20 protein-coding genes are annotated in these 22,359 nt (G+C 68.5%); 8 read left to right on the plus strand and 12 right to left on the minus strand.

Annotated elements, in window-relative coordinates:
* Positions 1 to 68 precede the first annotated feature (68 nt).
* Together ABRP34_RS10535 and ABRP34_RS10540 are read left to right on the plus strand one after the other, a co-directional pair.
* Positions 69 to 953, plus strand: a complete 885-nt coding sequence (locus ABRP34_RS10535) for a peptidase (protein ID WP_353713180.1) — start codon at positions 69 to 71, stop codon at positions 951 to 953.
* 102 nt (positions 954 to 1,055) lie between these two features.
* Complete coding sequence (locus tag ABRP34_RS10540; protein ID WP_003806413.1) at positions 1,056 to 2,333, plus strand: pyridoxal phosphate-dependent aminotransferase; 1,278 nt, start codon at positions 1,056 to 1,058, stop codon at positions 2,331 to 2,333.
* A gap of 82 nt (positions 2,334 to 2,415) precedes the next feature.
* On the opposite strand, the gene ABRP34_RS10545 is transcribed toward ABRP34_RS10540, so the two are convergent.
* The gene (locus tag ABRP34_RS10545; RefSeq protein ID WP_353713181.1) at positions 2,416 to 3,102 is read right to left on the minus strand and encodes a DUF2848 domain-containing protein; all 687 of its coding nucleotides are present in this window, start codon (positions 3,100 to 3,102) and stop codon (positions 2,416 to 2,418) included.
* 148 nt (positions 3,103 to 3,250) lie between these two features.
* Between ABRP34_RS10545 and ABRP34_RS10550 the strand changes: the two genes are divergently transcribed.
* Positions 3,251 to 4,633, plus strand: coding sequence for an MFS transporter (locus ABRP34_RS10550; RefSeq protein ID WP_083839728.1), 1,383 nt, complete (start codon positions 3,251 to 3,253; stop codon positions 4,631 to 4,633).
* Between the two features lie 75 nt (positions 4,634 to 4,708).
* Here ABRP34_RS10550 and ABRP34_RS10555 read toward each other — a convergent pair whose 3' ends face one another.
* On the minus strand, positions 4,709 to 5,365 hold the full coding sequence (locus ABRP34_RS10555; protein WP_353713182.1) for a GntR family transcriptional regulator: 657 nt from the start codon (positions 5,363 to 5,365) through the stop codon (positions 4,709 to 4,711).
* A 32-nt stretch (positions 5,366 to 5,397) separates the two neighbouring features.
* On the opposite strand from ABRP34_RS10555, the gene ABRP34_RS10560 reads away from it, so the two are divergent.
* On the plus strand, positions 5,398 to 6,192 hold the full coding sequence (locus tag ABRP34_RS10560; RefSeq protein ID WP_353713183.1) for a carbon-nitrogen hydrolase family protein: 795 nt from the start codon (positions 5,398 to 5,400) through the stop codon (positions 6,190 to 6,192).
* 65 nt (positions 6,193 to 6,257) lie between these two features.
* Here the strand turns inward: ABRP34_RS10560 and ABRP34_RS10565 are convergent, their stop codons facing one another.
* From ABRP34_RS10565 to ABRP34_RS10575, 3 genes are all read right to left on the minus strand, one after another.
* Positions 6,258 to 7,055, minus strand: coding sequence for a putative hydro-lyase (locus ABRP34_RS10565; protein ID WP_353713184.1), 798 nt, complete (start codon positions 7,053 to 7,055; stop codon positions 6,258 to 6,260).
* Positions 7,052 to 8,413: an MFS transporter gene (locus tag ABRP34_RS10570; protein ID WP_003806419.1), complete on the minus strand. Its 1,362-nt coding sequence runs from the start codon at positions 8,411 to 8,413 to the stop codon at positions 7,052 to 7,054. The genes ABRP34_RS10565 and ABRP34_RS10570 overlap by 4 nt, the downstream gene beginning before the upstream one ends.
* Positions 8,414 to 8,719: 306 nt before the next feature.
* Positions 8,720 to 9,415: a GntR family transcriptional regulator gene (locus ABRP34_RS10575; protein ID WP_003806420.1), complete on the minus strand. Its 696-nt coding sequence runs from the start codon at positions 9,413 to 9,415 to the stop codon at positions 8,720 to 8,722.
* Positions 9,416 to 9,519: 104 nt separating this feature from the next.
* Here ABRP34_RS10575 and ABRP34_RS10580 point away from each other — a divergent pair, with 104 nt between their 5' ends.
* The 4 genes from ABRP34_RS10580 (at position 9,520) to ABRP34_RS10595 (ending at position 14,499) form a co-directional block, all read left to right on the plus strand.
* Positions 9,520 to 10,278 carry a 5-oxoprolinase subunit PxpA gene (locus ABRP34_RS10580; RefSeq protein ID WP_353713185.1) on the plus strand — a complete coding sequence of 253 codons (759 nt, stop codon included), beginning with the start codon at positions 9,520 to 9,522 and terminating at the stop codon, positions 10,276 to 10,278.
* Positions 10,279 to 10,303: 25 nt separating this feature from the next.
* On the plus strand, positions 10,304 to 12,115 hold the full coding sequence (locus ABRP34_RS10585; RefSeq protein ID WP_353713186.1) for a carboxyltransferase domain-containing protein: 1,812 nt from the start codon (positions 10,304 to 10,306) through the stop codon (positions 12,113 to 12,115).
* A complete protein-coding gene (locus tag ABRP34_RS10590; RefSeq protein ID WP_353713187.1) occupies positions 12,115 to 13,896 on the plus strand; it encodes a biotin carboxylase N-terminal domain-containing protein in 1,782 nt (593 codons plus the stop codon). The genes ABRP34_RS10585 and ABRP34_RS10590 overlap by 1 nt, the downstream gene beginning before the upstream one ends.
* Before the next feature lie 444 nt (positions 13,897 to 14,340).
* Complete coding sequence (locus ABRP34_RS10595; RefSeq protein WP_306302375.1) at positions 14,341 to 14,499, plus strand: hypothetical protein; 159 nt, start codon at positions 14,341 to 14,343, stop codon at positions 14,497 to 14,499.
* A gap of 101 nt (positions 14,500 to 14,600) precedes the next feature.
* On the opposite strand, the gene ABRP34_RS10600 is transcribed toward ABRP34_RS10595, so the two are convergent.
* The 7 genes from ABRP34_RS10600 to ABRP34_RS10630 are packed head-to-tail and all read right to left on the minus strand — an operon-like array spanning position 14,601 to position 22,328.
* The gene (locus tag ABRP34_RS10600) at positions 14,601 to 15,098 is read right to left on the minus strand and encodes an SRPBCC domain-containing protein (protein ID WP_353713188.1); all 498 of its coding nucleotides are present in this window, start codon (positions 15,096 to 15,098) and stop codon (positions 14,601 to 14,603) included.
* 13 nt (positions 15,099 to 15,111) lie between these two features.
* The gene (locus tag ABRP34_RS10605; protein ID WP_353713189.1) at positions 15,112 to 15,444 is read right to left on the minus strand and encodes a metalloregulator ArsR/SmtB family transcription factor; all 333 of its coding nucleotides are present in this window, start codon (positions 15,442 to 15,444) and stop codon (positions 15,112 to 15,114) included.
* 56 nt (positions 15,445 to 15,500) lie between these two features.
* Positions 15,501 to 17,348, minus strand: a complete 1,848-nt coding sequence (locus ABRP34_RS10610; RefSeq protein WP_353713190.1) for an FAD-dependent oxidoreductase — start codon at positions 17,346 to 17,348, stop codon at positions 15,501 to 15,503.
* 20 nt (positions 17,349 to 17,368) lie between these two features.
* Entirely contained in the window at positions 17,369 to 18,226 is an 858-nt protein-coding gene (locus tag ABRP34_RS10615; protein ID WP_353713191.1) for an aldo/keto reductase, read from the minus strand.
* Positions 18,223 to 19,071: a TIM barrel protein gene (locus tag ABRP34_RS10620; protein WP_353713192.1), complete on the minus strand. Its 849-nt coding sequence runs from the start codon at positions 19,069 to 19,071 to the stop codon at positions 18,223 to 18,225. The genes ABRP34_RS10615 and ABRP34_RS10620 overlap by 4 nt, the downstream gene beginning before the upstream one ends.
* Positions 19,068 to 21,173, minus strand: a complete 2,106-nt coding sequence (locus ABRP34_RS10625) for an FAD-dependent oxidoreductase (protein WP_353713193.1) — start codon at positions 21,171 to 21,173, stop codon at positions 19,068 to 19,070. The genes ABRP34_RS10620 and ABRP34_RS10625 overlap by 4 nt, the downstream gene beginning before the upstream one ends.
* Positions 21,174 to 21,176: 3 nt before the next feature.
* Positions 21,177 to 22,328, minus strand: a complete 1,152-nt coding sequence (locus ABRP34_RS10630) for a Gfo/Idh/MocA family oxidoreductase (protein WP_353713194.1) — start codon at positions 22,326 to 22,328, stop codon at positions 21,177 to 21,179.
* Between the last annotated feature and the right edge of the window lie 31 nt (positions 22,329 to 22,359).

The following is a 22,359-nucleotide window of genomic DNA, read 5'->3' on the forward strand; positions in this document are numbered from 1 at the left end:
TCCCGGCGCCTATGCTTTGGGTGAGCCATTTCTCGTGAGGGCGACGTGCAACAACCAGGGGGACACTGTTGCGTCCGGATTCCGACTGGCGGGAGAGCCCGCCACCACCAGGTTTTGGCGTACCCAACGCGGGGTCGCCGCCGGGAGTCCGAAGGTCCGCGAGCGGACGAATTCCGCAGTGGGCCATCGGCGCAGGCATCGTCCTGCTGGTGGGCCTCTCCTCCGTGCCGATGGTGTTCGACCGCTATGTGCTGCCGGCCGTCCTGCCGTACCTTCCCGGAGCGGCGGTGCCGCCGGCAGGCTTCGAGGCTGCGGCATCACCGCTCGGGCGGCCGCCTGCCAGCACAGGATCCCAGGCATACGTGCTGCAGGAATCCCCCGATCCCGGTCAGCCCTTCGCCGCATACGATCCCTGCCGGCCCGTGCATTACGTGGTCCGTCCGGACAACGCCCCGCCCGGCGCCGACCAGATGATCCAGGAGGCGGTCGCCAAAGTCTCGGCCGCCACCGGCCTGCGCTTTGTCTATGACGGCCTTACGCCGGAGGCACCCAGCGAAGACCGTGAAATGTTCCAGCCGGACCTGTACGGCAAGAGGTGGGCTCCCGTGCTCATTGCCTGGTCCAACCCTGCGGAGAGTCCTGACCTGGCCGGGGACGTCGACGGCCTGGGCGGCAGCGGGTACGCCTACATGGAGGGGCAGCCGTACGTGCTGGTGGCGGGCCAGGTAGCCCTCGACGCCCCCGATTTTGCCGGCATTCTGCAGTGGCCGGACGGGCGCCGGTACGCCCGGGCCGTCATCATGCACGAGCTCGCCCACGTCGTCGGGCTGGACCACGTGAACGACCCCACCCAGCTCATGAACCCGGAAGGCGCCGGCGTTACGGAGTTCGCCGCAGGCGACCTCGCCGGACTGGCCGTTCTGGGCGGCGGGGAATGCGTCCCGGAACTCTGACCGGCACAGTGGGCAGCTGACGACGGGGGGAGGTCCCGCCGTCGTCCGACGCGGCCGGTTCATCACATTGTCCGGAGCGGCGCAGCTGTGAAAACATGCCTCATGCGCGCCATGCAGAATTCCAGCCGATTGCAACATGTCCGGTACGACCTCAGGGGACCGGTGCAGCATGCGGCGAAGAAAATGGAGTCGGAAGGCCACAGCATTCTGCGCATGAACCTCGGGGATCCGGCGCCGTTCGGCCTGCATGCGCCGGAATCCATCGTGGTGGACATGATCCACCACCTGCGCGAGGCCCAGGGCTACAGCGATTCGAAGGGCATCTTCTCCGCCCGGACCGCCATCTCGCAGTACTACGAGACCAAGGGCCTGATGGACATCGGCGTCGAGGATATCTTCATCGGCAACGGAGTCAGCGAACTCATCTCCATGACGCTCCAGGCTTTCCTCGAGGTGGGTGACGAGGTCCTTATCCCGTCCCCGGACTATCCGCTGTGGACTGCGGCCACAGTGCTCTGCGGCGGCAGCGCCGTGCACTACATGTGCGATGAGGAGAACAACTGGTGGCCGGACATGGCCGACGTCGAGGCCAAGATCACGGACCGCACGCGGGCCATCGTGCTCATCAACCCCAACAACCCGACCGGGGCCGTCTACCCGCGGCACGTCCTGGAGCAGTTCGCCGACCTGGCCCGGCGCCATGACCTGGTGCTGTTTTCCGATGAGATCTACGAAAAGATCACGTTCGAGGACCAGGTCCACATCCACACGGCCTCAGTGGCCCGGGACATTCCAGTCCTGACCTTCTCCGGCCTGTCCAAGGCGTACCGGATGCCCGGCTACCGGGCCGGGTGGGTGGCCGTTTCCGGTCCGCGCTGGGCCACCGCAGCCTACCGGGAGTCCCTCGAACTCCTGGCTTCCCTCCGGCTCTGCCCCAACGTTCCCGCGCAGCACGCGATCCAGACGTCGCTTGGCGGCTACCAGAGCATCACGGACCTGATCCGGCCCGGCGGGCGGCTGCGGGAGCAGCGCGACCTTGCCTGCCGGCTGCTCAACGAGATTCCCGGCGTGAGCTGCGTGCCGGCGGCCGGCGCGATGTACCTGTTCCCGAAGCTGGATCCGGAGATGTATCCGTTCGTGGACGATGAGCAGTTTGTCCTTGACCTGCTGCAGGACCAGAAAATCCTGGTCTCCCACGGGACGGCATTCCACTGGCACGCCACCGACCACTTCAGGTTCGTCATCCTGCCCGCCGTGGACGACATCCGCGAGGCCGTGCGCCGCATCGCCACCTTCCTGGCCTCGTACCGGGCCAAGGCCGGCCGCGCCCGCGCCATGTCCGGCAACGCCCACCACGCGCCGGACGAACTGAGCGCCTGAGCACTGCCGCCGCAGCGGCTGAGGGAAGCGGACGACGGCGGGACTCTCCCGCCGTCGTCGTCCTGCCTTGCGGCCGGAAACGTTAGCCGATCGGCTCCGCCATCTGCTCCACCACGTACTGGACATCCACGGAGTGGCCGGTCACCGGATCGGCCATCTCCACCTTCCAGCTGCGGGCGAACTGGTTGACTCCGCCCGTCATGGCCACCGTGCCGGAGATGAGCACCGTCCCGGGGGCGTTCAGGCCGCGTTCGGTGAGGACGTCCAGCCAGTAGTCCGGGGTCAGCAGGGCTTCCAGCGAGCTGTCCTGGATGAGGGTATCGGGGGTGTCGCCCTCCCCCACCCAGGCCTTGAGGGTGATCTGGTCCAGGTGGTCCCGCACGTCATCAAGCCGCCACGCCTTGCGGCCCAGCACATCCGGGCTCGCATTCTTGCTCCACGCAACACCGTGCACCTCGAGCGCGCGGTCCGTATGGTCACAGGCGACGGTGAGCAGCACACCGCCGTCGGTGATGACAAGGGCCCACTCCGCCTCCCCGGAGGTGCGCCCATGCTGTACCTGGACTTCCGATACCTGCTGGGCCAGATAGGGGGACACTGGATACAGGGCGGGAGTAGTAGCCGGGCCCGGAACGCCAAGTTCAGCGAGCTCAGCGATATGGGCCTGGACTTCATCCTGCTCACGCCCTGCGTAGCCGGCATTCAGGAGGTGCCTGACCTCCACATCCTGCGTGCGGCCGTCCGGTAGTTCAAGGCTCAGAGTCGTCATCGTGGATCCATCCTTTGCATTTTGCTGCAGAAATTTTTACAAACCGGAAACCGGAAACGGTCGCCAATGTACATCCAGTATGCGTAATGTATACATTTAACGCCAGCGTGACAGGCGTCACTAGAAAAACCTCGTGGAGGACAACACCATGGCCAACGCTCCAGTTCCGGGTCCCGGCACAGCGCCGCATCCGCACAAGACGATTCACCCCAAGGGCCTGTACAAGGCCTTTGCCGCCAGCCTCACCGGCACCGCGCTCGAGTGGTACGACTTCGCCGTCTACTCGGCCGCGGCCGCCGTCGTATTTCCCGTCGTCTTCTTCCCGGCGACCGATCCCCTGACCGGAACGATCCTCGCCTTCTCCACCTACGCCGTCGGCTATGTTTCCCGCCCGGTCGGCGGCATCATCTTCGGCCGGCTCGGGGACCGCATTGGCCGCAAGAAGGTCCTGGTGACCACGCTGATGATCATCGGCGTGGCCACGGTGCTCATCGGCGTGCTGCCCGGCTACGCGAACATCGGCGCCACGGCAGGAATCCTCCTGGTCCTCCTGCGGTTCGCACAGGGCGTGGGTGTGGGCGGCGAATGGGGCGGCGCCGTCCTGCTCTCCAGCGAATACGGCGACCCGCACCGCCGCGGCTTCTGGGCTTCCGCGGCCCAGGTGGGTCCGCCTGCCGGCAATCTTCTGGCCAACGGCGCCCTTGCCGTCCTGACGGTCGCGCTCACGGAGGAGCAGTTCCTGAGCTTCGGCTGGCGCATCGCGTTTCTGGTTTCGGCCGTGCTGGTCGGCTTCGGACTCTGGATCCGGCTGAAACTGGAGGACACCCCCATCTTCAAGGCCATCGAGGCCCACGGCGAACAGCCGCACGCCCCCGTCCGCGAGGTCTTCAGCAAGGAACTGCGTCCGCTGATCGCCGCCATCCTGTGCCGTGTCGGACCGGACGTGCTGTACGCCCTGTTCACCGTCTTCACGCTCACCTACGGCATCCAGGCCCTGGGCTACGAGCGGAACCAGGTGCTGACCGCCGTCCTGATCGGCTCCGCCTTCCAGCTGTTCATGATTCCGCTGGCCGGCGCCGTCTCCGACCGCTTCAACCGCCGCCTGGTCTACGGCGTCGGCGCCGTGGTGGGAGCGGTGTGGACGTTCATCTTCTTCGGCGTCCTGGGCGGCAACAACCAGCCCATGCTCATTGTGGGCATTGTGCTGGGCCTGATGGCCCACTCCTTCATGTACGGTCCGCAGGCGGCCTTCATCGTGGAGCAGTTCTCCCCGCGGCTCCGGTCCACCGGCAGCTCGCTGGCGTACACGTTCGCCGGCGTGATCGGCGGCGCCATCGCGCCCCTGCTGTTCACGGTGCTGCTCGCCCAGTTCGGCACCTGGATTCCGGTGGCCATCTACGTGGCCGTTGCCGCAGCCGTCACCGTGGTGGGGCTGGCCCTCGGCCGGGACAACGACACCATTGAGGATCTGGACTACCGGCTGCTTCTGGAAGGTTCCGCGTCGGCCCGCCAGCAGTCCGGGGCTGCCTAGTCCCCTGCCGAGTTTTTGTACAGGTATTGGGCGCTCAAGGCCCCCCGAAGTCCCATTATCTGTACAAGAGCTCCATCAGGTGCGGAGCAGGATGTCGCGGGTGACGGCCAGGTGGTGGTCGATGGCCTTCTGCGCCTTCGCCGCGTCCCCGGACACCAGGGCGTCGAGGATGTCCTGGTGTTCGGAGCACACCTGTTCGCGCCTGCCCCCTGTCCGGAACAGGGCGGAAACCCCGACGACGATCTGCCGGACGTGCAGTTTGCTGTAGGTCCGGGAAATCAGTTCATTGCCGGCAGCGTCGATGAGCTGCTGGTGGAAGAGGGTGTCCAGCCGGATAAACTCCTGCGCGGCTTCCGCGCCTTCGTTTCTGGGCAGCCTGGTCTGCTGGTCGAGGGTGTCCTGCATCTTGTCCGCCGGGACACTCCGGTGCTCGATGACCAGGCGGGCGGCATGGCTTTCCAGCACGCCGCGCAGCTCCATCAGCTCCGAGATTTCACGGCCGGTCACCGGGGGGACGTAGGCCCCGCGCTGCGGGATCAGTTCCACCAGACCGTCGGAGACCAGCAGCAGCAGGGCCTCGCGGACCGGCGTGCGGGAGACCCCGATTTCGGCGGCCAGCTCCTGCTCGTTGAGGAAGCGCCCCTGCATCTCCGGGTCGGTCAGGATGTTTTCACGCAGGTAGGCGTACGCCTTCTCCCGGCCGGACGCCGCCGTCCCCGAACTTTTTCGCATACATCAGGTATACAACAGAGAAGAGCAGATTCATGCGTTTAGCAGTTGCCCAAATCGTCACGGGCGCCGACCTGGCGGCCAACCTCGGGCTGATCCGAGACTACGCCACCCGGGCAAAGACGGCCGGCGCAGAGCTGGTGGTGTTCCCCGAGGCGGCCATGCGCGCCTTCGGCCATCCGCTGGCTGACATCGCCGAACCGTTGGACGGGCCGTGGGCCACCACAGTCCGGGCCATAGCCGCAGACCTGGACATCGCCGTCGTGGCCGGCATGTTCACCCCCGGAGAAGGCGGGAGGGTGCGGAACACGCTTCTGGTCACCGGCCCGGGGATCGAGACTTCCTATGACAAGATCCACCTCTTTGACGCCTTCGGATTCGCCGAGTCCGAGTCGGTGGACGCAGGAACAGCCCCGGTGACATTCGAACTGAACGGCACCACCATCGGCCTTGCTACCTGCTACGACGTCCGCTTCCCCGCACTGTTCACGGCCAACGCCAGGGCCGGCGCCGCCGTCAACATCGTCTGCGCATCCTGGGGTGCGGGCGAAGGCAAGGCGGAGCAGTGGGACCTGCTGATCCGTGCGCGGGCGGTGGACAGCACCACCTTTGTGGTGGCGTGCGGCCAGGCTGACCCGGCAACACTCGGGCTGCCGTCCGCCGGCGCGGCGCCCACCGGGATCGGCCACAGTGCGGTGGTGTCGCCGCTGGGCTCCCCCCTGGTCGCGCTGGGCGGCGCACCCGAACTGGCGGTGGTCGACGTCGACCCGTCCGTTATTCCGGACGTCCGCGGAAAGCTGCCCGTGCTGGCGAACGCCAGGAGCTTCTAGGCAGGCAGAGCAAAGGCGGGGCAGGGCCACTGATGGTGTGGCCCTGCCCCGCCTTTGTTCTGCGCTTATTGCCCTGCCGGCACCCGGTACGTGCTCTCCGGAACATCCGTGATGAACATGTGCCCGGGAGCGTGGCTGATGGCGAAAGCCGGCCGGGATGCCATCACGGCGCTCTGCGGCGTTACCCCGCAGGCCCAGAACACCGGGACTTCCCCGGGCCGGATGTCCACGGCGTCCCCGAAGTCGGGGCGCGCGAGGTCGGCAATGCCGAGCTCCTGGGGTGATCCGACGTGGACCGGCGCGCCGTGGACCTTCGGCACCTCCGCGGTCACCCTGACAGCGGTCTCCACCAGTTCGGCGGGCATCGGGCGCATCGAGACGACCATGGGGCCATGGATGCGCCCCGCCGGGGTGCACTCCACATTGGTGCGGTACATGGGGACGTTGCGGCCCGTCTCGGTGTGCCGGAGCGGGATGCCCTCGGCGGCCAGCGCGGCTTCGAACGTGAAGCTGCAGCCGATGAGCACGCCCACCATGTCGTCGTGCCAGAGAGAGCGGACATCGGAGACCTCGGCGGCCAGGACGCCGTCCTTCCACGCCCGGTAGGCGGGGATGTCGGTGCGGATGTCTGAGCCCGCGGCGAGGGAACTTTCGTACGTTCCCGCGGGAATGACGTCGATGACGGGGCAGGGTTTGGGATTGAGCCGGCAGAACTCGAGGAACTCGTCTGCGTAATCCGCGGTCACCGCGATCAGGTTGGCCTGGGTATAGCCGCCGCTCCAGCCGGAGGTGGGCGTGACCAGGCCGTCGCGGAACTGCCGGCGGGCCTCGGCCGGGGACAGGAGGGCGTTCGCCGGTGTCATCGGGCCGCGCTTCCGGCAACTTCGGCTGACGCCCGCAGGTATTCCTCGTCCTCGGCCACATTCGAGTCGCGGCCGAGGGCAAGGCCCACCACCGTCAGCAGGCAGGCAACGCTGAGGTAGATGGCCACGGGGACCCAGCTGTGGAAGGTGCTCTGCAGCAGGGTGAACATGAACGGCGCGATGGCACCGCCGATGATGCCGGCAAAGGTGTAGGCCAGGGAGCTTCCCGTGGAGCGGAGCCGCGGGGAGAACTGCTCGACGACGAACGCGGCCTGCGGACCGTACATGAAGGAGTGGCAAAGCAGGCCCAGCACAGTGCCCACCACGAGCATCACCGGGGAGCGGCCTTCCAGCACGATGAAGAACAGGAAGCCCCAGACGGCCGCGGCGACTGCCGCGATGCCGTAGACGAGGCGCCGGTTGATCCGGTCGGAGAGGGCGCCCGCGAGCGGCATCGTGAAGAGCTGCAGGCCCGAGCCGATGAGCACGGCAAGGAGGACCTGCCCGCGGTCGAAGCCGAGTTCCTGGATGCCGTAGGTCAGGGTGAAGACGGTGCAGAGCGCGTAGGTGACGTCCGGGCCGATGCGGCTGAGCATGGCGGCCAGGAGGGGCCTGCGCTGGGTGGCGAGGAGTTCCCGGATGGGGGCTTTGGGCTGCTCGCCCCGGGCTTCCATGGCCTTGAAGACGGGGGTGTCTTCCAGCTTCAGGCGGATCCACAACCCGAAGGCCACCAGCAGTGCGGAGATCAGGAAGGCGATCCGCCAGCCGTAGTCCAGGAATGCCTGCTCGGACAGCGCCAGCGTGAGGACGGCGAGGGCGCCGTTGGCCAGGAGGTTGCCGGCAGGCGGGCCGATCTGTGCCGCGGAGGCCCAGAAGCCGCGCCGGCTGGGTTCGCCGAATTCGCTGGACAGCAGGACGGCGCCGCCCCATTCACCGCCGACACCCACGCCCTGCGCGAACCTCAGGAAGACGAGGATCGCCGGGGCGATGATCCCGATGTTGCCGTATGTGGGCAGCAGGCCGATGAGGAAGGTGGCCACGCCGATCAGCATCAGGGTGAAGACCAGGATCTTCTTGCGGCCGATCTCATCACCCAGCCGGCCAAAGATGATGCCGCCGACGGGCCGGGAAATGTAGCCCACCGCGTACGTCGAGAACGCCAGCAGGGTGCCCGTCACCGGGTCCGACGCCGGGAAGAAAATCAGCGGGAAAACGATGGCGGCCGCTGCGGAGTAGACAGCGAAGTCGTAGAACTCCAGCGCGGTCCCGGTGAGACTGGCCGCGAACGCCTTGTACATGTCCTTGCGCCCGACGGCGGGCCTGGTGCCTGCGGAGGCCATTGCAGATTGATTGGCCATTTGTTCCTCCATGAAGAGTGTGGATGCCACCCGTGTTGCTACGGATGCGCTGGTGCGCCAGCCCGCCCGCCCTGCGACGTTGACAGGAGCGCGGGCACTGAGGCTGATTGGCGGCTTCCCCCGGGCAGCCGCCGAAAGCGGAGTATTCTGTTGGATTGTGGAAATGTAGAACAATCCAAACTTGTTGAACAATGTACGCGACCTGGATCACACCGTCAAGAGGCTTAAATGCGAACGGACACGCGCAGCCCTCGAAAGCGGGGCCGCAAGTGTCCGTTCGCGCTGCGTGTGGTGAAAAGGCCTCAGCTAGGACGAGTGGACGGCGGTCTGGTGCTCTTCGGACCGGTCGAGGTAGGCGAGGAGCCGTTCAGCGGCCCGCTCATACTCGCCGGCTTCCAGTGCCGTGCAGATCTGCTCATTCTCGGACAGGTAGTCCTGGTAGAAGCCGCCGTCGATGGAGGCCTTGTGGAAGAACAGCCGCATTTCGGCCAGCACCTGCGACATGATGATATCCAGGCGCTCGCTGCCGGCCATGGCAACGAGGGCACCGTGAAAATGCTGGTTGGCGCTGCCAAGCCGTTCACTGTCGCCGGCCTCGGCCGCGCGCTTGCCTTCCTCGACGGCCGCGCGCACGGCCGCGATACTTTCGGCACTGCCGCCGCCCCGGACCGCACTGACCTCGATGGCCCGCCGGACGGTGTAGACGTCGTGGATGTCGCTGGCCTCAAGGCTGGCGACAAAGACGCCGCGGTTGGGCTGGCGGACCACCAGCCGCTCACTGGCGAGTTCGGCGAACGCCTCGCGCACAGTGTTGCGGGAGACCCCTAGCTCCTCGGAAAGTGCCTCTTCCTTCAGCTTTGTGCCGGGGGGAAGCGCACCTTCAGCGATCTGGAGCCGGAGCTCGCTTGCGACCCGGGTGGCCACTGAGGGCACGGCCACGCGCAGCCGCGCTGCACCGGGCGCTGCTCGCTCCGTTGATTCATGCGGATTCACTGTGGCCATACACCGAATTTACACGAACCAACCACAATCAGATTGTTGAATTGTTGAACATTCCCGCGGAAGGGTGCATCCTTGTGTAAGGACGAGTTGAGATGAGGGTCACAATGCACGCAATAGATTTGAACAGCGACGTCGGTGAATCCTTCGGGCGATGGAGCCTGGGAGATGACGCAGCCATGATGGCTTCCGTATCCAGCGCCAACGTCGCCTGCGGATTCCACGCCGGCGATCCCAGCGTCATCCGGTCCACCTGCGAGGCGGCGGCCAAGGCCGGCGTGGTGGTCGGGGCCCACGTGGGCTACCGCGACCTGGCCGGATTCGGCCGCCGGTACATGGACGTCGACCCCCGCGAACTGGCTGACGACGTCGTCTACCAGATCGGGGCGCTGCAGGCGCTGGCCGCGACGGCCGGCACCAGGGTCAGCTACGTGAAGCCGCATGGTGGCCTCTATAACGCCATCGTCCGCAACACCGCGCAGGCACGCGCCGTGGTGGACGCCGTCAAGTCGGTGGATCCCGGCCTGCCCGTCCTTGGCCTGCCCGGATCCGAAGTGCTGCGGCTCGCGGAGGCAGCCGGGCTCCGCGCCGTCTCCGAGGCGTTCGCTGACCGCGCCTACAACCCGGACGGCACGCTGACGTCGCGCTCCCAGCCCGGTTCCGTGCTGGAGGATCCGGAGGCGGTTGCCGCCCGCGTCCTGCAGATGACCACCGGGGAGGCCATCAGCGCCATCGACGGTTCGGACCTGTTGGTCAGCGCAGAATCGGTGTGCGTCCACGGGGATTCTCCGGGCGCTGTGGCCATGGCCGTGGCCGTGAAGCGCGCCCTCGACGCCGCCGGCATCAGCATCAAGGCCTTCGTCTAGCATGAAGCGACGGATTCAGGACCCGATGGCAAACATTAACGTGGACATGCCCTTTGCATCATTCGGCCAGCCCGCGGCGGCCGCCCGCCACAACACCGCCCGTCCAACCACCACGGGTACCAACACCGCGCCCCCGGACACCGTCCGCCCGGATGCTCCCCGCCCCGGAAGGGTCCGCGCGGTGCGGCCGGTGGGAACCCGCACGGTCCTCGCCGAAGTATCCGGAACGCAGGACGTGCTCGCCCTGCAGGCCGCGCTCCTCGACGCGCCGCTGCCGGGCCAGCAGGATGTCCTGGCCGCCGCCGAGACCGTCATGGTCAGGGCCGAATCCCCCGCCGCTGCCCGGCGGATCGGGCAGGCCCTCCTGGAGCTGGACCTCACGGCACCGGCGGAGCAGGCCGGCGGCCTGGTGGTCATAGATACCGTGTACGACGGCGAGGATCTCGCCGAAGTGGGGCAGCTGACAGGCCTCGGTGCCGACGGCGTGATCGCAGCCCACACCGGCCAGATCTGGACCGTTGCCTTCGCGGGCTTCGCCCCCGGCTTCGGGTACATGGTGGGCGAGAACCAGGCGCTGGAGGTTCCCCGCCGCAGCTCCCCGCGCACCGCGGTCCCGGCAGGATCGGTGGCGCTGGCCGGGAACTACTCGGCCGTCTACCCGCGAAAGTCTCCGGGAGGCTGGCAGCTGATCGGCCGCACCGGAGCGAAGATGTGGGACCTCGACCGCCCCGAACCGGCGCTTGCCAGTCCGGGCCACCGGGTCCAGTTCCGCGCCGTCCGCGATGTGGTCCAGCTGGCAGGCCAGGACACCCGGCAAACCGACAGCCAGCAGCAAGCCCCGGCAGCCACCTCCGGGCTCCGCGTCCTCGCGCCCGGAATCCACAGCCTCATCCAGGATCTGGGCCGGCAGGGGCATTCAGCCCTCGGCGTCTCCGCTGCCGGCGCTCTGGACCGGGCCTCGCTCCGCCGGGCAAACCGCCTGGTCGGGAACGCGCCGTCGGCAGCCGCCATCGAGACCGTCTCCGGCGGGCTCAGGGTCCAGGCCGTCGGTGACCAGGTTTTGGCCGTTGCGGGGGCGCCGTCGGCACTCACCGTCGTAACGCCGCCGGCCTCCCCCGACGCGCCGGACACCGGCGAGACACAGAGCGGCGACTCACAGAACCGGCAGCGGACCGTTCCGGTGGCCGCACCGTTCGCCCTCCTGGACGGCGAGATCCTCACCATCGGAGTTCCTGACGCCGGCTTCCGCAGCTACATAGCTGTCCGGGGCGGTGTCGACGCGCCGCCGGTGCTGGGCAGCCGCTCCACGGACACCATGTCCGGAATCGGGCCGAAGCCGCTGGCGGCCGGCCAGCTGCTGCCCTCCGGCGGCGCGGCCGAGTCCGGCGTCGTGGGCAGCCCGGAAATCCAGCCCGACTATCCGAGCGGCGGGGTCACCGTGCTGGACATCGTCCCGGGCCCGCGTGCGGACTGGTTCGACCAGGCCGCGATCGACTCCCTGTGCGGCCAGGACTGGACCGTCAAGCCGGAGTCCAACCGCGTGGGCATGAGGCTGCAGGGAACACCGCTGCAGCGCAGCCGCACCGGCGAGCTGCCCAGCGAAGGCACGGTGGCGGGTGCCATCCAGATGCCCCCGGAGGGCCTGCCCGTCCTCTTCCTCGCCGACCATCCCATCACGGGTGGCTACCCGGTGATCGGCGTAGTGGTGGACCACCAGCTCGACCTGGCCGCCCAGGTCCCGATCGGCGGGAGCATCCGCTTCCGCATCGCCCCCGAATCTGCCGCAGCCCCCGCCGGCCCCTCCGAAGAAGCTCCAGAAAGAGAAGCGAGTAACTGATGCACAAGGTCCTCATTGCCAACCGCGGCGAAATCGCCGTCCGCATCGCCCGGGCCTGCGACGACGCCCAGCTGGCCTCCGTGGCCGTGTATGCAGACATCGACGCGGACGCCATGCACGTCGCCGCCGCGGACGAAGCCTTCAGCCTCGGCGGCAACTCCCCGGCGGACACCTACCTGAACATCCCCAAGCTGCTCGACGTCGCAGCCAGGGCCGGAGCGGACGCCGTGCACCCCGGATACGGCTTCCTGTCCGAGAACGCGGATTTCGCCCAGGCCGTGCTGGATGCCGGACTCGCCTGGATTGGTCCGTCGCCGGAGGCCATCCGCCAGCTCGGCAACAAGATCACCGCCCGCGAGATCGCCGTCCGTGCAGGGGCGCCGCTCGTAGCGGGCAGCGACGGACCGGTGGAATCCGCGGCGGAGGCCCGAGCTTTCGCCGAAGAGCACGGCCTGCCGATCGCCATCAAGGCGGCCTTCGGCGGCGGCGGCCGCGGCCTGAAGGTGGTCCGGAATATGGAGGAGATCGAGGAAGCCTTCGACTCCGCCGTCCGTGAGGCAGTGGCCGCGTTCGGCCGCGGCGAATGCTTCGTGGAACGCTATCTGGACCGCCCGCGCCATGTGGAAGCCCAGGTTCTGGCCGACACGCACGGCAACGTCGTCGTCGTCGGAACCCGCGACTGCTCTCTCCAGCGCCGCCACCAGAAGCTGGTGGAGGAGGCCCCGGCGCCGTTCCTCAGCGAGGGGCAGCGGACCCAGATCTACGACGCCGCCAAGGCAGTCTGCCGGGAAGCCGGCTACTCGGGCGCGGGGACGGTGGAGTTTTTGGTCGCCGCCGACGGCACCGTCGCCTTCCTCGAGGTGAACACGCGGCTGCAGGTGGAACACCCCATCACCGAGGAAACCACGGGGATCGATCTGGTCCAGGAACAGTTCCGGATCGCCGCCGGGGAACGGCTGCACTTCACCGAGGATCCGGCCCCGCGCGGCCACGCCTTCGAATTCAGGATCAACGCCGAGGACGTGGGACGCGGCTTCCTGCCCTCCCCCGGCACCGTCAGCGACTTCACCGCACCCACCGGCCCCGGCATCCGGCTGGACACGGGAGTCCGCTCCGGTTCCTTCGTGGCACCGCAGTTCGACTCGCTCCTGGCCAAGCTGATCGTCACCGGCGCCGACCGCCAGCAGGCCCTGCGCCGGGCCCGCCGCGCCCTCGCCGAGATCAGCATCACCGGCGTGGCCACCGTCCTGCCGTTCCACCGCGCGGTAGTGGAAGCCGCGGACTTCGTTTCCGAGACGGGCCTCGACGTCCACACGCGCTGGATCGAAACGGACTTCGCCGACAGCATCCCGGCCGATCCCGACTTCAGCCCCACCGGCCCCGACGGCCGCCGGCGGACCATCACCGTGGAGGTGGACGGCCGCCGGCTCGCGGTCGGGCTTCCGGCTGACCTGCTGGACGGCTGGGCGCGTTCAGGCCAGGCGCTTCCCGCTGGCCTGGGGGCTTCCGCCGCTGGCCCGTCCGGCGGCGGCTCCCCGGACGGCGCTTCCTCCGGCGTCTCCACTGACCCGGCGGAACTCCGGGCCGCCATGAGCGGCACCGTGGTGAAGTGGCTCGTGGAGCCGGGTGCCGACGTGACCGCCGGCGATCCCGTGGTGGTCCTGGAGGCCATGAAGATGGAGACCAGCGTCCCCGCCCACCGGGGCGGCATCCTTTCCGGCGTCGCCGCCAGCCCGGGCGACGTGATCACCTCCGGCTCGGTCCTGGCGCTTATCGGCTAAGCCGCGACCGGCTAACGCAACGGATGGACGACGGCGTCCTCGGCTCGGCCACCCCGCGCGAACGTACACTTGGGGCCCTTGGAAACCGCTTCCTAGGGGCCTCAAGTGTACGTTCGCGCTGAACGTGGGGCGGGTCTCGTCTCATAAGCACCGCGGGCGGCATGTGTCAAACCTCACCCACCGTTTGGGGCCAAATCGGTTGAAAAGCCTTCCGCCGCCTGTGCATCATAGAGTGAAGCCCGATAGGAATACGCTTTCCAAACTCGGGCTTAGAAGTTCAAACACAACAAAATCCTGGTGGACGCAATGAGGCCAAACCGGTGAGCTCGTCGAGCTGCCTTAGGCCTCCGAGCGTTCTCTGGGCCGACCTGTTCCGCGGCATCGCATTGGCGCTATGCCCAGACACGAAAGCACTGAGAAATGACCTTTGACAACACTGAATCAATGACGATCAAGATCTGGGACCGTTCCGCAGTGGACCACACGCTGGAATCGCTGGTGCACGACTTTTCGAGCCGGGCGAACGCCCACAAGAATGACGTTGCGGTCCACCTCACCGGCCCGAACACGTTCACGCTCAGCCTGAACACCGGTGCGCTGTAACCAGCACCCCGGACAAAACGCAAGAGGACGACGGCGGGACATTCCCGCCGTCGTCCTCTTGCGTTTAAGCCGGAGCAGTTGGAGCGTGCCGGAGCTGCGCGTCAGGCGCGGGTGTGCTCGGCCAGGAGGGCATCGATCTGTCCGGCGGCCTCCCTCATGCCGTCCTCCATGCCCATCTCCATCATCGTGTTCATCTGCTCTTCGGATTCGAAGACGGACTGGACGGTCATCCGCGTGCGGCCGCCGATGTCCTCCAGCGTGACAGTGGCATGCGCGCTGCCCATGGCCTCGACGGGAGCGCCGTTATCATCGGCGAAGCCGTCGTCGAACTCAAGGCGGTTCGGTGCCTGGATGTCGGTGATGCGCCACCAGCCGCCGGCCTTTTCGCCTTCCGGGCCGGTCATGTAATAGGAAGCCTCTCCTCCGGGGGTGAATTCGTATTGGCTGAACGTTGCCGGCCAGGTGGGCGGACCCCACCAGCGCTCGAGCTGCCGCGGGTCTTCCCAGATCTGCCACACGCGTTTCACGTCGGCGTCGAACTCGGCCACGAGGATGAAGCTGAGCGCCTCGGGATTCTTGGTGGAACTGATAACCGTCATTGCCGGACCCTTCCTATTCTTCAGCGAGGATGTCTGCAATCCGGGCGACGCGCTGCCGCCAGATCACCTCGTACTCATCAAGCAGCCGGCGGGCTTTCTCCAGGCCGTCATGGTTGCCCCGCACGATCTGCTCCCTTCCGCGCTTCTCCTTGGTGACCAGGGAGGCGCGCTCCAACACCGCCACGTGCTTCTGAACGGCGGCAAAACTCATGGCGTAGAGGGCCGCCAGGCCGGTCACCGAGTACTCGCCCACCGCCACCCGGCGCATGATGTCCCGCCGGGTGGTGTCCGCGAACGCCTGGAAGAGGCGGTCGAGTTCGGCATCGCTAAGCTGATCTACAACCATTTGGTTGTAGGATATGACCGCACGGGAAGGAAGTCAATGGCCGTGCCGACTGCCGCTCACAGTGCCCCCACGCCGGAGTCCGCGGGCACGGTCCCGTCGTCCTCGTACTCAACGGCGCCGGCCAGGTCGCGTCCGGCGACGTACCCGAACGCCAGCGCCGGGCCGAGGTTGATGCCGCCGGCCGGGTAGTGCCCGCCCATCACGCTGGCCTGGTCGTTGCCGGCGACATACAGCCCCGGGATGGGCCGGCCGCCGTCGTCCAGGGCCCGGGAGCGACCGTCCACATCCAGTCCGGCGAACGTGCCAAAGCTGCCCGGCACCACGCGCACGGCGTAGAACGGGCCCTTCTCAATGGGGCCCAGCGACGGATTCGGCTTCACGGCGGCGTCGCCGCCGTAGCGGTTGAAGGGCGTGGAGCCGCGGCCGAAGTCCGGGTCCGCGCCGGCGGCCGCATGGCGGTTGAACCGCTCCACCGTCTCCTTCAGCCCGGCGGGGTCGATGCCGCATCGCTCTGCGAGTTCCTCGAGCGTGCGGCCCTTCTTCAGGTAGCCGGAGCGCAGGTAGGGAAAGAGCGGCACGGGCAGCGGCTTGGCCATGCCCAGCGGGAAGCGGCGCACAAAGCGGGAGTCGGCGATCTGCCAGGCCTCCGCCTGCTCCCCCGCCGGCGTGGCCTCCAGCATCGCCGCCACGTAGTCGTAGTACCCGTTGGCTTCGTTGACGAACCGCTTCCCATTGCGGAGGACGCCAATGCTGCCCGGCTTGGCGCGGTCCATGATGTGCGGGAACGTGCCGGTCCGGCCGCTGCGGTACGGCACGAGCGACACCGGGCACCACGCGGCTGCGGATTTCACGTCGGTCCTGAAGCGGGCACCCACCTGCTGGCCCAGGCTGATGCCGTCGCCGCTGGCCTCGGCAGGCGCCAGCGTCCAGTGTTCTCGTCCGGTGGGCGTGTGCGGGAACAGCGCCTGCCGGCGCTCCGCGTCGTGCGGGAAGCCTCCAGCGGCCAGGACCACGCCGCGTGCCGCGTTGATCCGCAGCTCCCCTGCGGACGTTCCGACGACGGCGCCCGTTACCTTGCCGCTGCCGTCGGTCAGCAGGCGGCGGGCGGGCGTGGAGACGCGGATGTCCACGCCGAAGCGGTCTGCGGACTGCAGCAGCCGGCCGGTAAGGGCCGTGCCGTTGACCAGCTGCATGTTGCGCCGGTGCGTCAGCAGGTCCAGGATGTGCAGGCCGAAGCGCCAGCCTGCATGGAATAGCCCGCGGGGATTGCCCCGGGACGCGGACAGAAATTTGGCCAGATCGGGTCCGGCCATGATGCCCATTCCCAGGAACGAGGTTTCATACAGCTGATGCTGGAGCTTGGCGCGCACCTCTGGACGGATCCGCCGGGCGTTCATCGGCTTGGGCCCCACGGAGCGGTGCCCGGTCCCGGCGCCGGGAAGTCCGCCGTAGATGTCGTTGATTTTGGCACCCGGCACGAACTGCAGCGACGTCTTCTGGTGGAAGAAGCCCACCATGTGCGGCACAGCCTCCAGGAATGCGTCCACCCGGTCGGCCTGGTAGTCGGCCCCCAGGACACCGCGCAGGTAGGTGCGGAAGGTCTCCTTGTCCTCGCTGACGCCGGCGGCCCTGGCCAGCGGATTGCCCGGCGCCCAGGCCCAGCCGCCCGACCATGCCGTGGCGCCGCCGCACACGTCCGCCTTTTCCACCACCACAACCTTCAGCCCGTGGTAGGCGGCCGTCACGGCGGCGGCCAGGCCGCCCGCGCCGGAGCCCACCACCAGGACGTCACAGTTCAGGGTGTCGCAGGTCAGGGTGTCGGGGCTTCCGGCCGGCGCACCGGCTCCGGCCGGCCTTCCGGCTCCGGCCGCGGACGGCGTTGTTGCATCTGTCGGGAAAGTCATCTCTTGCTCCAGTACTTCTTTCAGTGTCCGAATTCGTCTGAGTCGAGCCGCGGCGGTGCGCCTGTGTCCAGGGCGTCGATGCCGGCCATTTCGGCCTCCGTGAGGGCAAAGCCGAAGACGTCGAGGTTTTCGCGCTGCCGCCGGTCGTCGGCGGACTTGGGGATGGCCACCCGGCCGGACTGGACCTGCCAGCGGAGCACCACCTGCGCCGGTGTCTTGCCGTATGCCTCGGCCGGACCGGTGACCGCAGGCGCCGAGAGGAAGCCGCCATTGCGGCCCAGCGGGCTGTAGGCGGCGGTGACGATGCCGTGCCCACGGTGGAAGGCCAGCTGGTCCAGCTGCTGGTGTTCGGGATCGATCTGCACCTGGTTGATGGGACTTTGCAGGCCTGCCGCCTGCAGTTCCCGCAGGTGGGCCGGTTTGAAGTTGGAAACACCCCAGCACCTGATCAGCCCGTCCTCTGCCAGCCGGGTGAGCCCCTCCGCTGCCTCGACGAACCGTCCCTCGGCAGGATTCGGCCAGTGGATCAGGAAGAGGTCAAGATACCCGGTGCCCAGCCGCCGGGTTGCCGCGCCGAACGCCTCGCGCACACCGGCTTTGCCGTGCCACTGCCTGTTGAATTTGGTGGTCAGGAACAGGTCCCCGCGGGGGACGCCGCTGCGGCGGATCCCCTCGCCCACGGCCTCCTCATTGCCGTAATTTTCAGCCGTGTCGATGTGCCGGTAACCGTTGGTGATGGCGCGGGCCACGGCGTCGGCAGCCTCCCCGCCGGTCATCGGCCAGGTGCCCAAGCCAATAAGGGGAATGACGACGCCGGGCGCCAGTTCCGCCGTCGTGCTTTCCTGTACTTCCTGGCGTTCCTGAGTTGCCCTGCTCATTGGCTTCCTGCTTTCTGGAGGTTGTCTGCTGCCTGCAGCACGGTGTCCGATGCGGCTTTGAGCTTCCGTGCCCAGCCCAGCTCGCCCAGCCGGGCGACCGTGCTGTCCGACGGGACCTCGGCGCTCACCGGAACATCGGCGGGGAAAGCGTTGACCAGGCCGGCCAGGTCGAAGCCGCCTTCGCCCGGAACACCGCGTTCCGAGCGGGACTCCGTCACCAGCGCCGCACGGTCGGCCGGACGCGCTGCAGGCCCGTCGCACAGCTGCAGCAGCGGCACCAGGTCACAGTTAGCCTCGAGGTCCCGCCACTGCGCGGACCCCGGGACAGCCCCGAAGCGGTTCAGGTGGAGTGCGTCCACCACGATGTTGCAGCCGGCGGTCCGGGCCAGGGCCACCGCGTCCGGGATGGAGTGCACCGCCTGGTAGGAGATGGGCTCGAGGGTGGGAACGATGCCGTGGCTGCGGCCGTCCTCCGTCATGCGCGCCAGTGTGTCGGCAAGGCGTGCGGTGTCGGGATCGGACGCGGCCACCGTCAGGGATGCCGCACCGAGGGCCTGCCCCGCCGCCATCATCCCAAGCCACGCGTCGCGCTGTTCGGTGCCGTCCAGCAGCAGGAACTCGATGTCGCGGACAGTGACCCCGGTGTCGTCCATCCGGGCCAGGGTCTCCTTCAGCATCGGCGACCCAGGCTGCAGGTCGTACGGGCGCTCGGCAGCGGTGACGGGACGGACGCGCACACCGACGAAATCGAAGCCTGCCTCCGCGGCGACGGCCACCAGCTGCGGCGGGGCGGTGTTGAGGAGGGACAGCTGGGCCAGGCCCAGCGGGCGGCGCGGTGCGCTCATGATGCTGCTCCGTTCATGCTGAGTTCGACGGGTTCGTAGGGGCGGGGTGCGGGTTCGGTCTCGGGCGTTGCAGGGTCAGCGGCAAGGGCTGCGGCGATGCGCTGCGCTGCGTCGTAGCCGCTCTTCACCGCGTTGGAGGCGATGGCAGGGCTCCGGTCCACCACCGTTCCGGCCAACACGACCGGCACGCCGGCCTCGCGGGCAAGGACTGCCTCGCGGTCCTCAGCGGGGATGGGACCGTCCAGCGGCAGCACTGAACGGGACACCAGCAGGCTCCCCGGCGCGTCCAGCCACTCCGAGTAGGCCCCGTCCCGGGACGGGGCGGCGATCCGGATCCGGCCGCCGTCGTATTCCTCGATCGTGGCGCCCAGCCGGATCCGGACCCGGGGATTCTGTTCCAGCCGGGGCACGGCAAGGATCTTTGCCCGCCGCCCGGATTCCGGAGCGAGCACCTCCTGCGGGCCCACCAGCAGCACGGCGGTGCCGCGGTCCGCGAGGGTGTCGGCCAGGCTCATCGCCACCGAGTCCGCACCCCAGATGGTCACGGCTTCCGGAACGTCCCCGCCGGCTCCATCGGGGTGCAGCACCTCGGGGTGGGCGGCAAGCCAGTCGCGCACGTCGGCCACGCCGGGCAGGTCCGCGCCGGGGAAACCTGCACCCGGGCGGGTCCCGCCGGTGGCCAGCACGACGGCGTCGGCCCCCGTTTCCCGGACCAGCGCCCCCAGGTCGCGGGAATCCACCTGGTTGCCCAACCGGACACCAATGCCCAGCCGTTCGTTCTCGGCCGCGGACCAGTCGGTGAAGCGGTGGAAATCCGGGGTGGACTTCATCCGTTCCGCGAGGGCGAGCTGCCCGCCGAGCCGGGCGCCGCCGTCAAGCACGGTGACCTGCGCGCCTGCCAGGGCGAGTTCCCGGGCAGCGGTGAGGCCGGCGGGGCCGGCGCCCACCACGGCCACCCGGGCGCCCTGGCGCACCCCCGGCGTCGGAAGCGGGACCCGCGAGCGCCCGACCGCCGGGTTGACGGTGCACGTGACCTGCCCCTGGCCAAGGGTATCGATGCAGACGTTGCAGGCGATGCAGGGGCGGTATGTCTCGCCCCGCAGCACGCCGCCCGCAAAGGCCGGGTCGGCGTGGATGGCCCGTGCCAGGCTGACGAAATCACAGACGCCGTCGCCGAGGACCTCTTCGATGACGGCCGGCGAGTTCAGCCGCCCGGCCATGCCCAGTGGAAGCCCGAACCGGCGGTAGGCCGTGGCGTAGTCCCGGAGCAGGCCGGGCTTCCATTCGCCGGGCTGCACGATCCATTCCCCGGCGTCGTAGCTGCCGGCGGACAGGTCCAGGAAGTCCAGCCGGTCCAGGTGCGCTTTGGCTATGATCGCCACCTGCTCTTCGGCGCTGATGCCGTCCGCCGGGCCCTCGACGACGGACACCCGCACCCCGACGAGGGCGTCCGGCGCGGCCTCGCGCACGGCGTCGATGACCAGGTTCAGGAAGTGCTCCGGAGCGGCGAACTCGTCCGTGCGGTGGTTGGAGATCGGGGACATGAACTGATGGATCAGGTACCCGTGGGCGCCGTGGATATTGATCACGTCAAAGCCCGCGGCCACGGCCCGGCGGGCAGCAGCGGCATATGCCGCCACGAGGTCATGGCATTCCCCGGCGGTCAGTTCCCGCGGCACCTCCCCGCCGGCCACTGCGCACGGCACCGGCGACGGCGCCACGTTCTTGTGCCCGGACACCGCCGCCTGGGCGGTCCGGCCGCCGTGGTTAAGTTCGACGGCGGCCAGCGCACCTTCCGCGTGCAGCGCGTCGGTGAGCCTGCGCAGCCCCGGAACCATGGCGTCGGTGTGCAGGCCCAGCTGGTGCGTGCGGCCCTTGCCGTCGGCCCGCACGTACGTGGCTTCGGTGGTGACCAGTCCGAGGCCGGCCCTGGCGCGGGTGACCAGGTAGTCGATGTACTGCCCGGTGATGTGCCCGTCCACGGTGCCGTAGTTCCGTTCCATCGGAGCGGAGGCGAGCCGGTTGCGGAGGGTCCGCGGCGTGCGGCCGTTCCGGCCCAGGGTGAGCGGGCGGGCGGCGTGGCCGGTGTTGTGCTCCGTCATGGCCTAGCCTGCCGCTTCTGCCGGGACCCGGGTCACGACGTCGGCCGGTATGTCCACACCCGGTGAAGCCTCGGAACCGGCGAAGCGGACGGGGGCTCCGGTGCGCGAGGATTCGTAGACCGCCAGCAGGATCCGCAGCGATTTCAGCGCGTCCTTGCCCGTGATGGCGGGCTCAGTGCCGGCGTCCAAGGCCTGTACGAAGTCGCGGACCTGGCTGGTGTGGTGCGGAATCAGCTGGCCGTTGATGGTGGAGAGGTCGACGTTCGGCTCCACGCCCTCGGGATGGACGGGCTCCACGGTGATCCTCTCCCCCACGGCCCACAGGTCGAGCCGGCCGTCGCTGCCCTCGGGGAATTCCGTCAGTGATGCCGAGGCTCCCGTTTCGCCGGTGATCCGCAGCTGGATGCCCAGGTTGGGCGACACCGCCGTCGACGCCTCCAGCGTTGCCATGGCGCCGGAGGTGAAGGTGATAACTGCCGTGGCGGAGTCCTCCACCTCGATGTAGCCGCCGTGCCGGTAGGTGTTGACCTTCCCGTACACCTCCGCCACGTCGCCGAGGTACCACTGCAGCAGGTCGATCTGGTGGATGGCCTGCGTCATGAGCACGCCGCCGCCGTCGTTCTCCCAGGTGCCGCGCCACGCATCCCTGTTGTAGTATTCCGGCGCGCGGTGCAGCATTACGGAACACTGGGCCATGAGCGGCCGGCCCAGTGTCCCGTCGTCGATGGCGGAACGGATCCGCTGCGCGGCCGGCCAGAAGCGGCGCTGGAACAGCGCTCCGAACTGCACTCCGGCCTCCTCGCAGGCGGCGACCATGCGCTCCGCCGATCCGAGCCGGGTGGCGATCGGCTTTTCGCACAGGACATGTACCCCGGCTGCCGCGGCTTTGAGCACCACCTCTTCATGGGTCGGGTGGGGCGTGCAGACCGACACGATGTCCACGCCCAGCGCCAGGATTTCGTCTACGGTGTTCACCGCATGCGGCACGTCCCAGTCCCGGGCGGTGGCGCGGGCCCGGTCCAGGTCGATGTCGCACACACCCACCACCTGCACGTTGTCCAGGGCGCCGAAGGCCTCGAGGTGGTTGCGGGAGATGGCGCCGCAGCCCACGATTCCGGCTCGGTACATGCGGGGGGCGGTTGCTGACGGGGTCATGGTTCCAACTTTCATTCTGGGTGGGGCGGGG

Origin of the sequence: Arthrobacter sp. K5 (assembly GCF_040448525.1) — a bacterium.
Taxonomy (GTDB): Bacteria; Actinomycetota; Actinomycetes; order Actinomycetales; family Micrococcaceae; genus Arthrobacter; species Arthrobacter globiformis.

Coding starts and splice junctions, on each gene's coding strand:
- ABRP34_RS10580 (WP_353713185.1), top strand. CDS start 9,520: ATGCACGCAATAGATTTGAACAGCGACGTCGGTGAATCCTTCGGGCGA.
- ABRP34_RS10610 (WP_353713190.1), bottom strand. CDS start 17,348: ATGACTTTCCCGACAGATGCAACAACGCCGTCCGCGGCCGGAGCCGGA.
- ABRP34_RS10630 (WP_353713194.1), bottom strand. CDS start 22,328: ATGACCCCGTCAGCAACCGCCCCCCGCATGTACCGAGCCGGAATCGTG.
- ABRP34_RS10545 (WP_353713181.1), bottom strand. CDS start 3,102: ATGACGACTCTGAGCCTTGAACTACCGGACGGCCGCACGCAGGATGTG.
- ABRP34_RS10570 (WP_003806419.1), bottom strand. CDS start 8,413: ATGGCCAATCAATCTGCAATGGCCTCCGCAGGCACCAGGCCCGCCGTC.
- ABRP34_RS10595 (WP_306302375.1), top strand. CDS start 14,341: ATGACGATCAAGATCTGGGACCGTTCCGCAGTGGACCACACGCTGGAA.
- ABRP34_RS10615 (WP_353713191.1), bottom strand. CDS start 18,226: ATGAGCAGGGCAACTCAGGAACGCCAGGAAGTACAGGAAAGCACGACG.
- ABRP34_RS10575 (WP_003806420.1), bottom strand. CDS start 9,415: ATGGCCACAGTGAATCCGCATGAATCAACGGAGCGAGCAGCGCCCGGT.
- ABRP34_RS10590 (WP_353713187.1), top strand. CDS start 12,115: ATGCACAAGGTCCTCATTGCCAACCGCGGCGAAATCGCCGTCCGCATC.
- ABRP34_RS10565 (WP_353713184.1), bottom strand. CDS start 7,055: ATGACACCGGCGAACGCCCTCCTGTCCCCGGCCGAGGCCCGCCGGCAG.
- ABRP34_RS10585 (WP_353713186.1), top strand. CDS start 10,304: ATGGCAAACATTAACGTGGACATGCCCTTTGCATCATTCGGCCAGCCC.
- ABRP34_RS10555 (WP_353713182.1), bottom strand. CDS start 5,365: ATGCGAAAAAGTTCGGGGACGGCGGCGTCCGGCCGGGAGAAGGCGTAC.
- ABRP34_RS10540 (WP_003806413.1), top strand. CDS start 1,056: ATGCGCGCCATGCAGAATTCCAGCCGATTGCAACATGTCCGGTACGAC.
- ABRP34_RS10625 (WP_353713193.1), bottom strand. CDS start 21,173: ATGACGGAGCACAACACCGGCCACGCCGCCCGCCCGCTCACCCTGGGC.
- ABRP34_RS10600 (WP_353713188.1), bottom strand. CDS start 15,098: ATGACGGTTATCAGTTCCACCAAGAATCCCGAGGCGCTCAGCTTCATC.
- ABRP34_RS10605 (WP_353713189.1), bottom strand. CDS start 15,444: ATGGTTGTAGATCAGCTTAGCGATGCCGAACTCGACCGCCTCTTCCAG.
- ABRP34_RS10620 (WP_353713192.1), bottom strand. CDS start 19,071: ATGAGCGCACCGCGCCGCCCGCTGGGCCTGGCCCAGCTGTCCCTCCTC.
- ABRP34_RS10550 (WP_083839728.1), top strand. CDS start 3,251: ATGGCCAACGCTCCAGTTCCGGGTCCCGGCACAGCGCCGCATCCGCAC.
- ABRP34_RS10560 (WP_353713183.1), top strand. CDS start 5,398: ATGCGTTTAGCAGTTGCCCAAATCGTCACGGGCGCCGACCTGGCGGCC.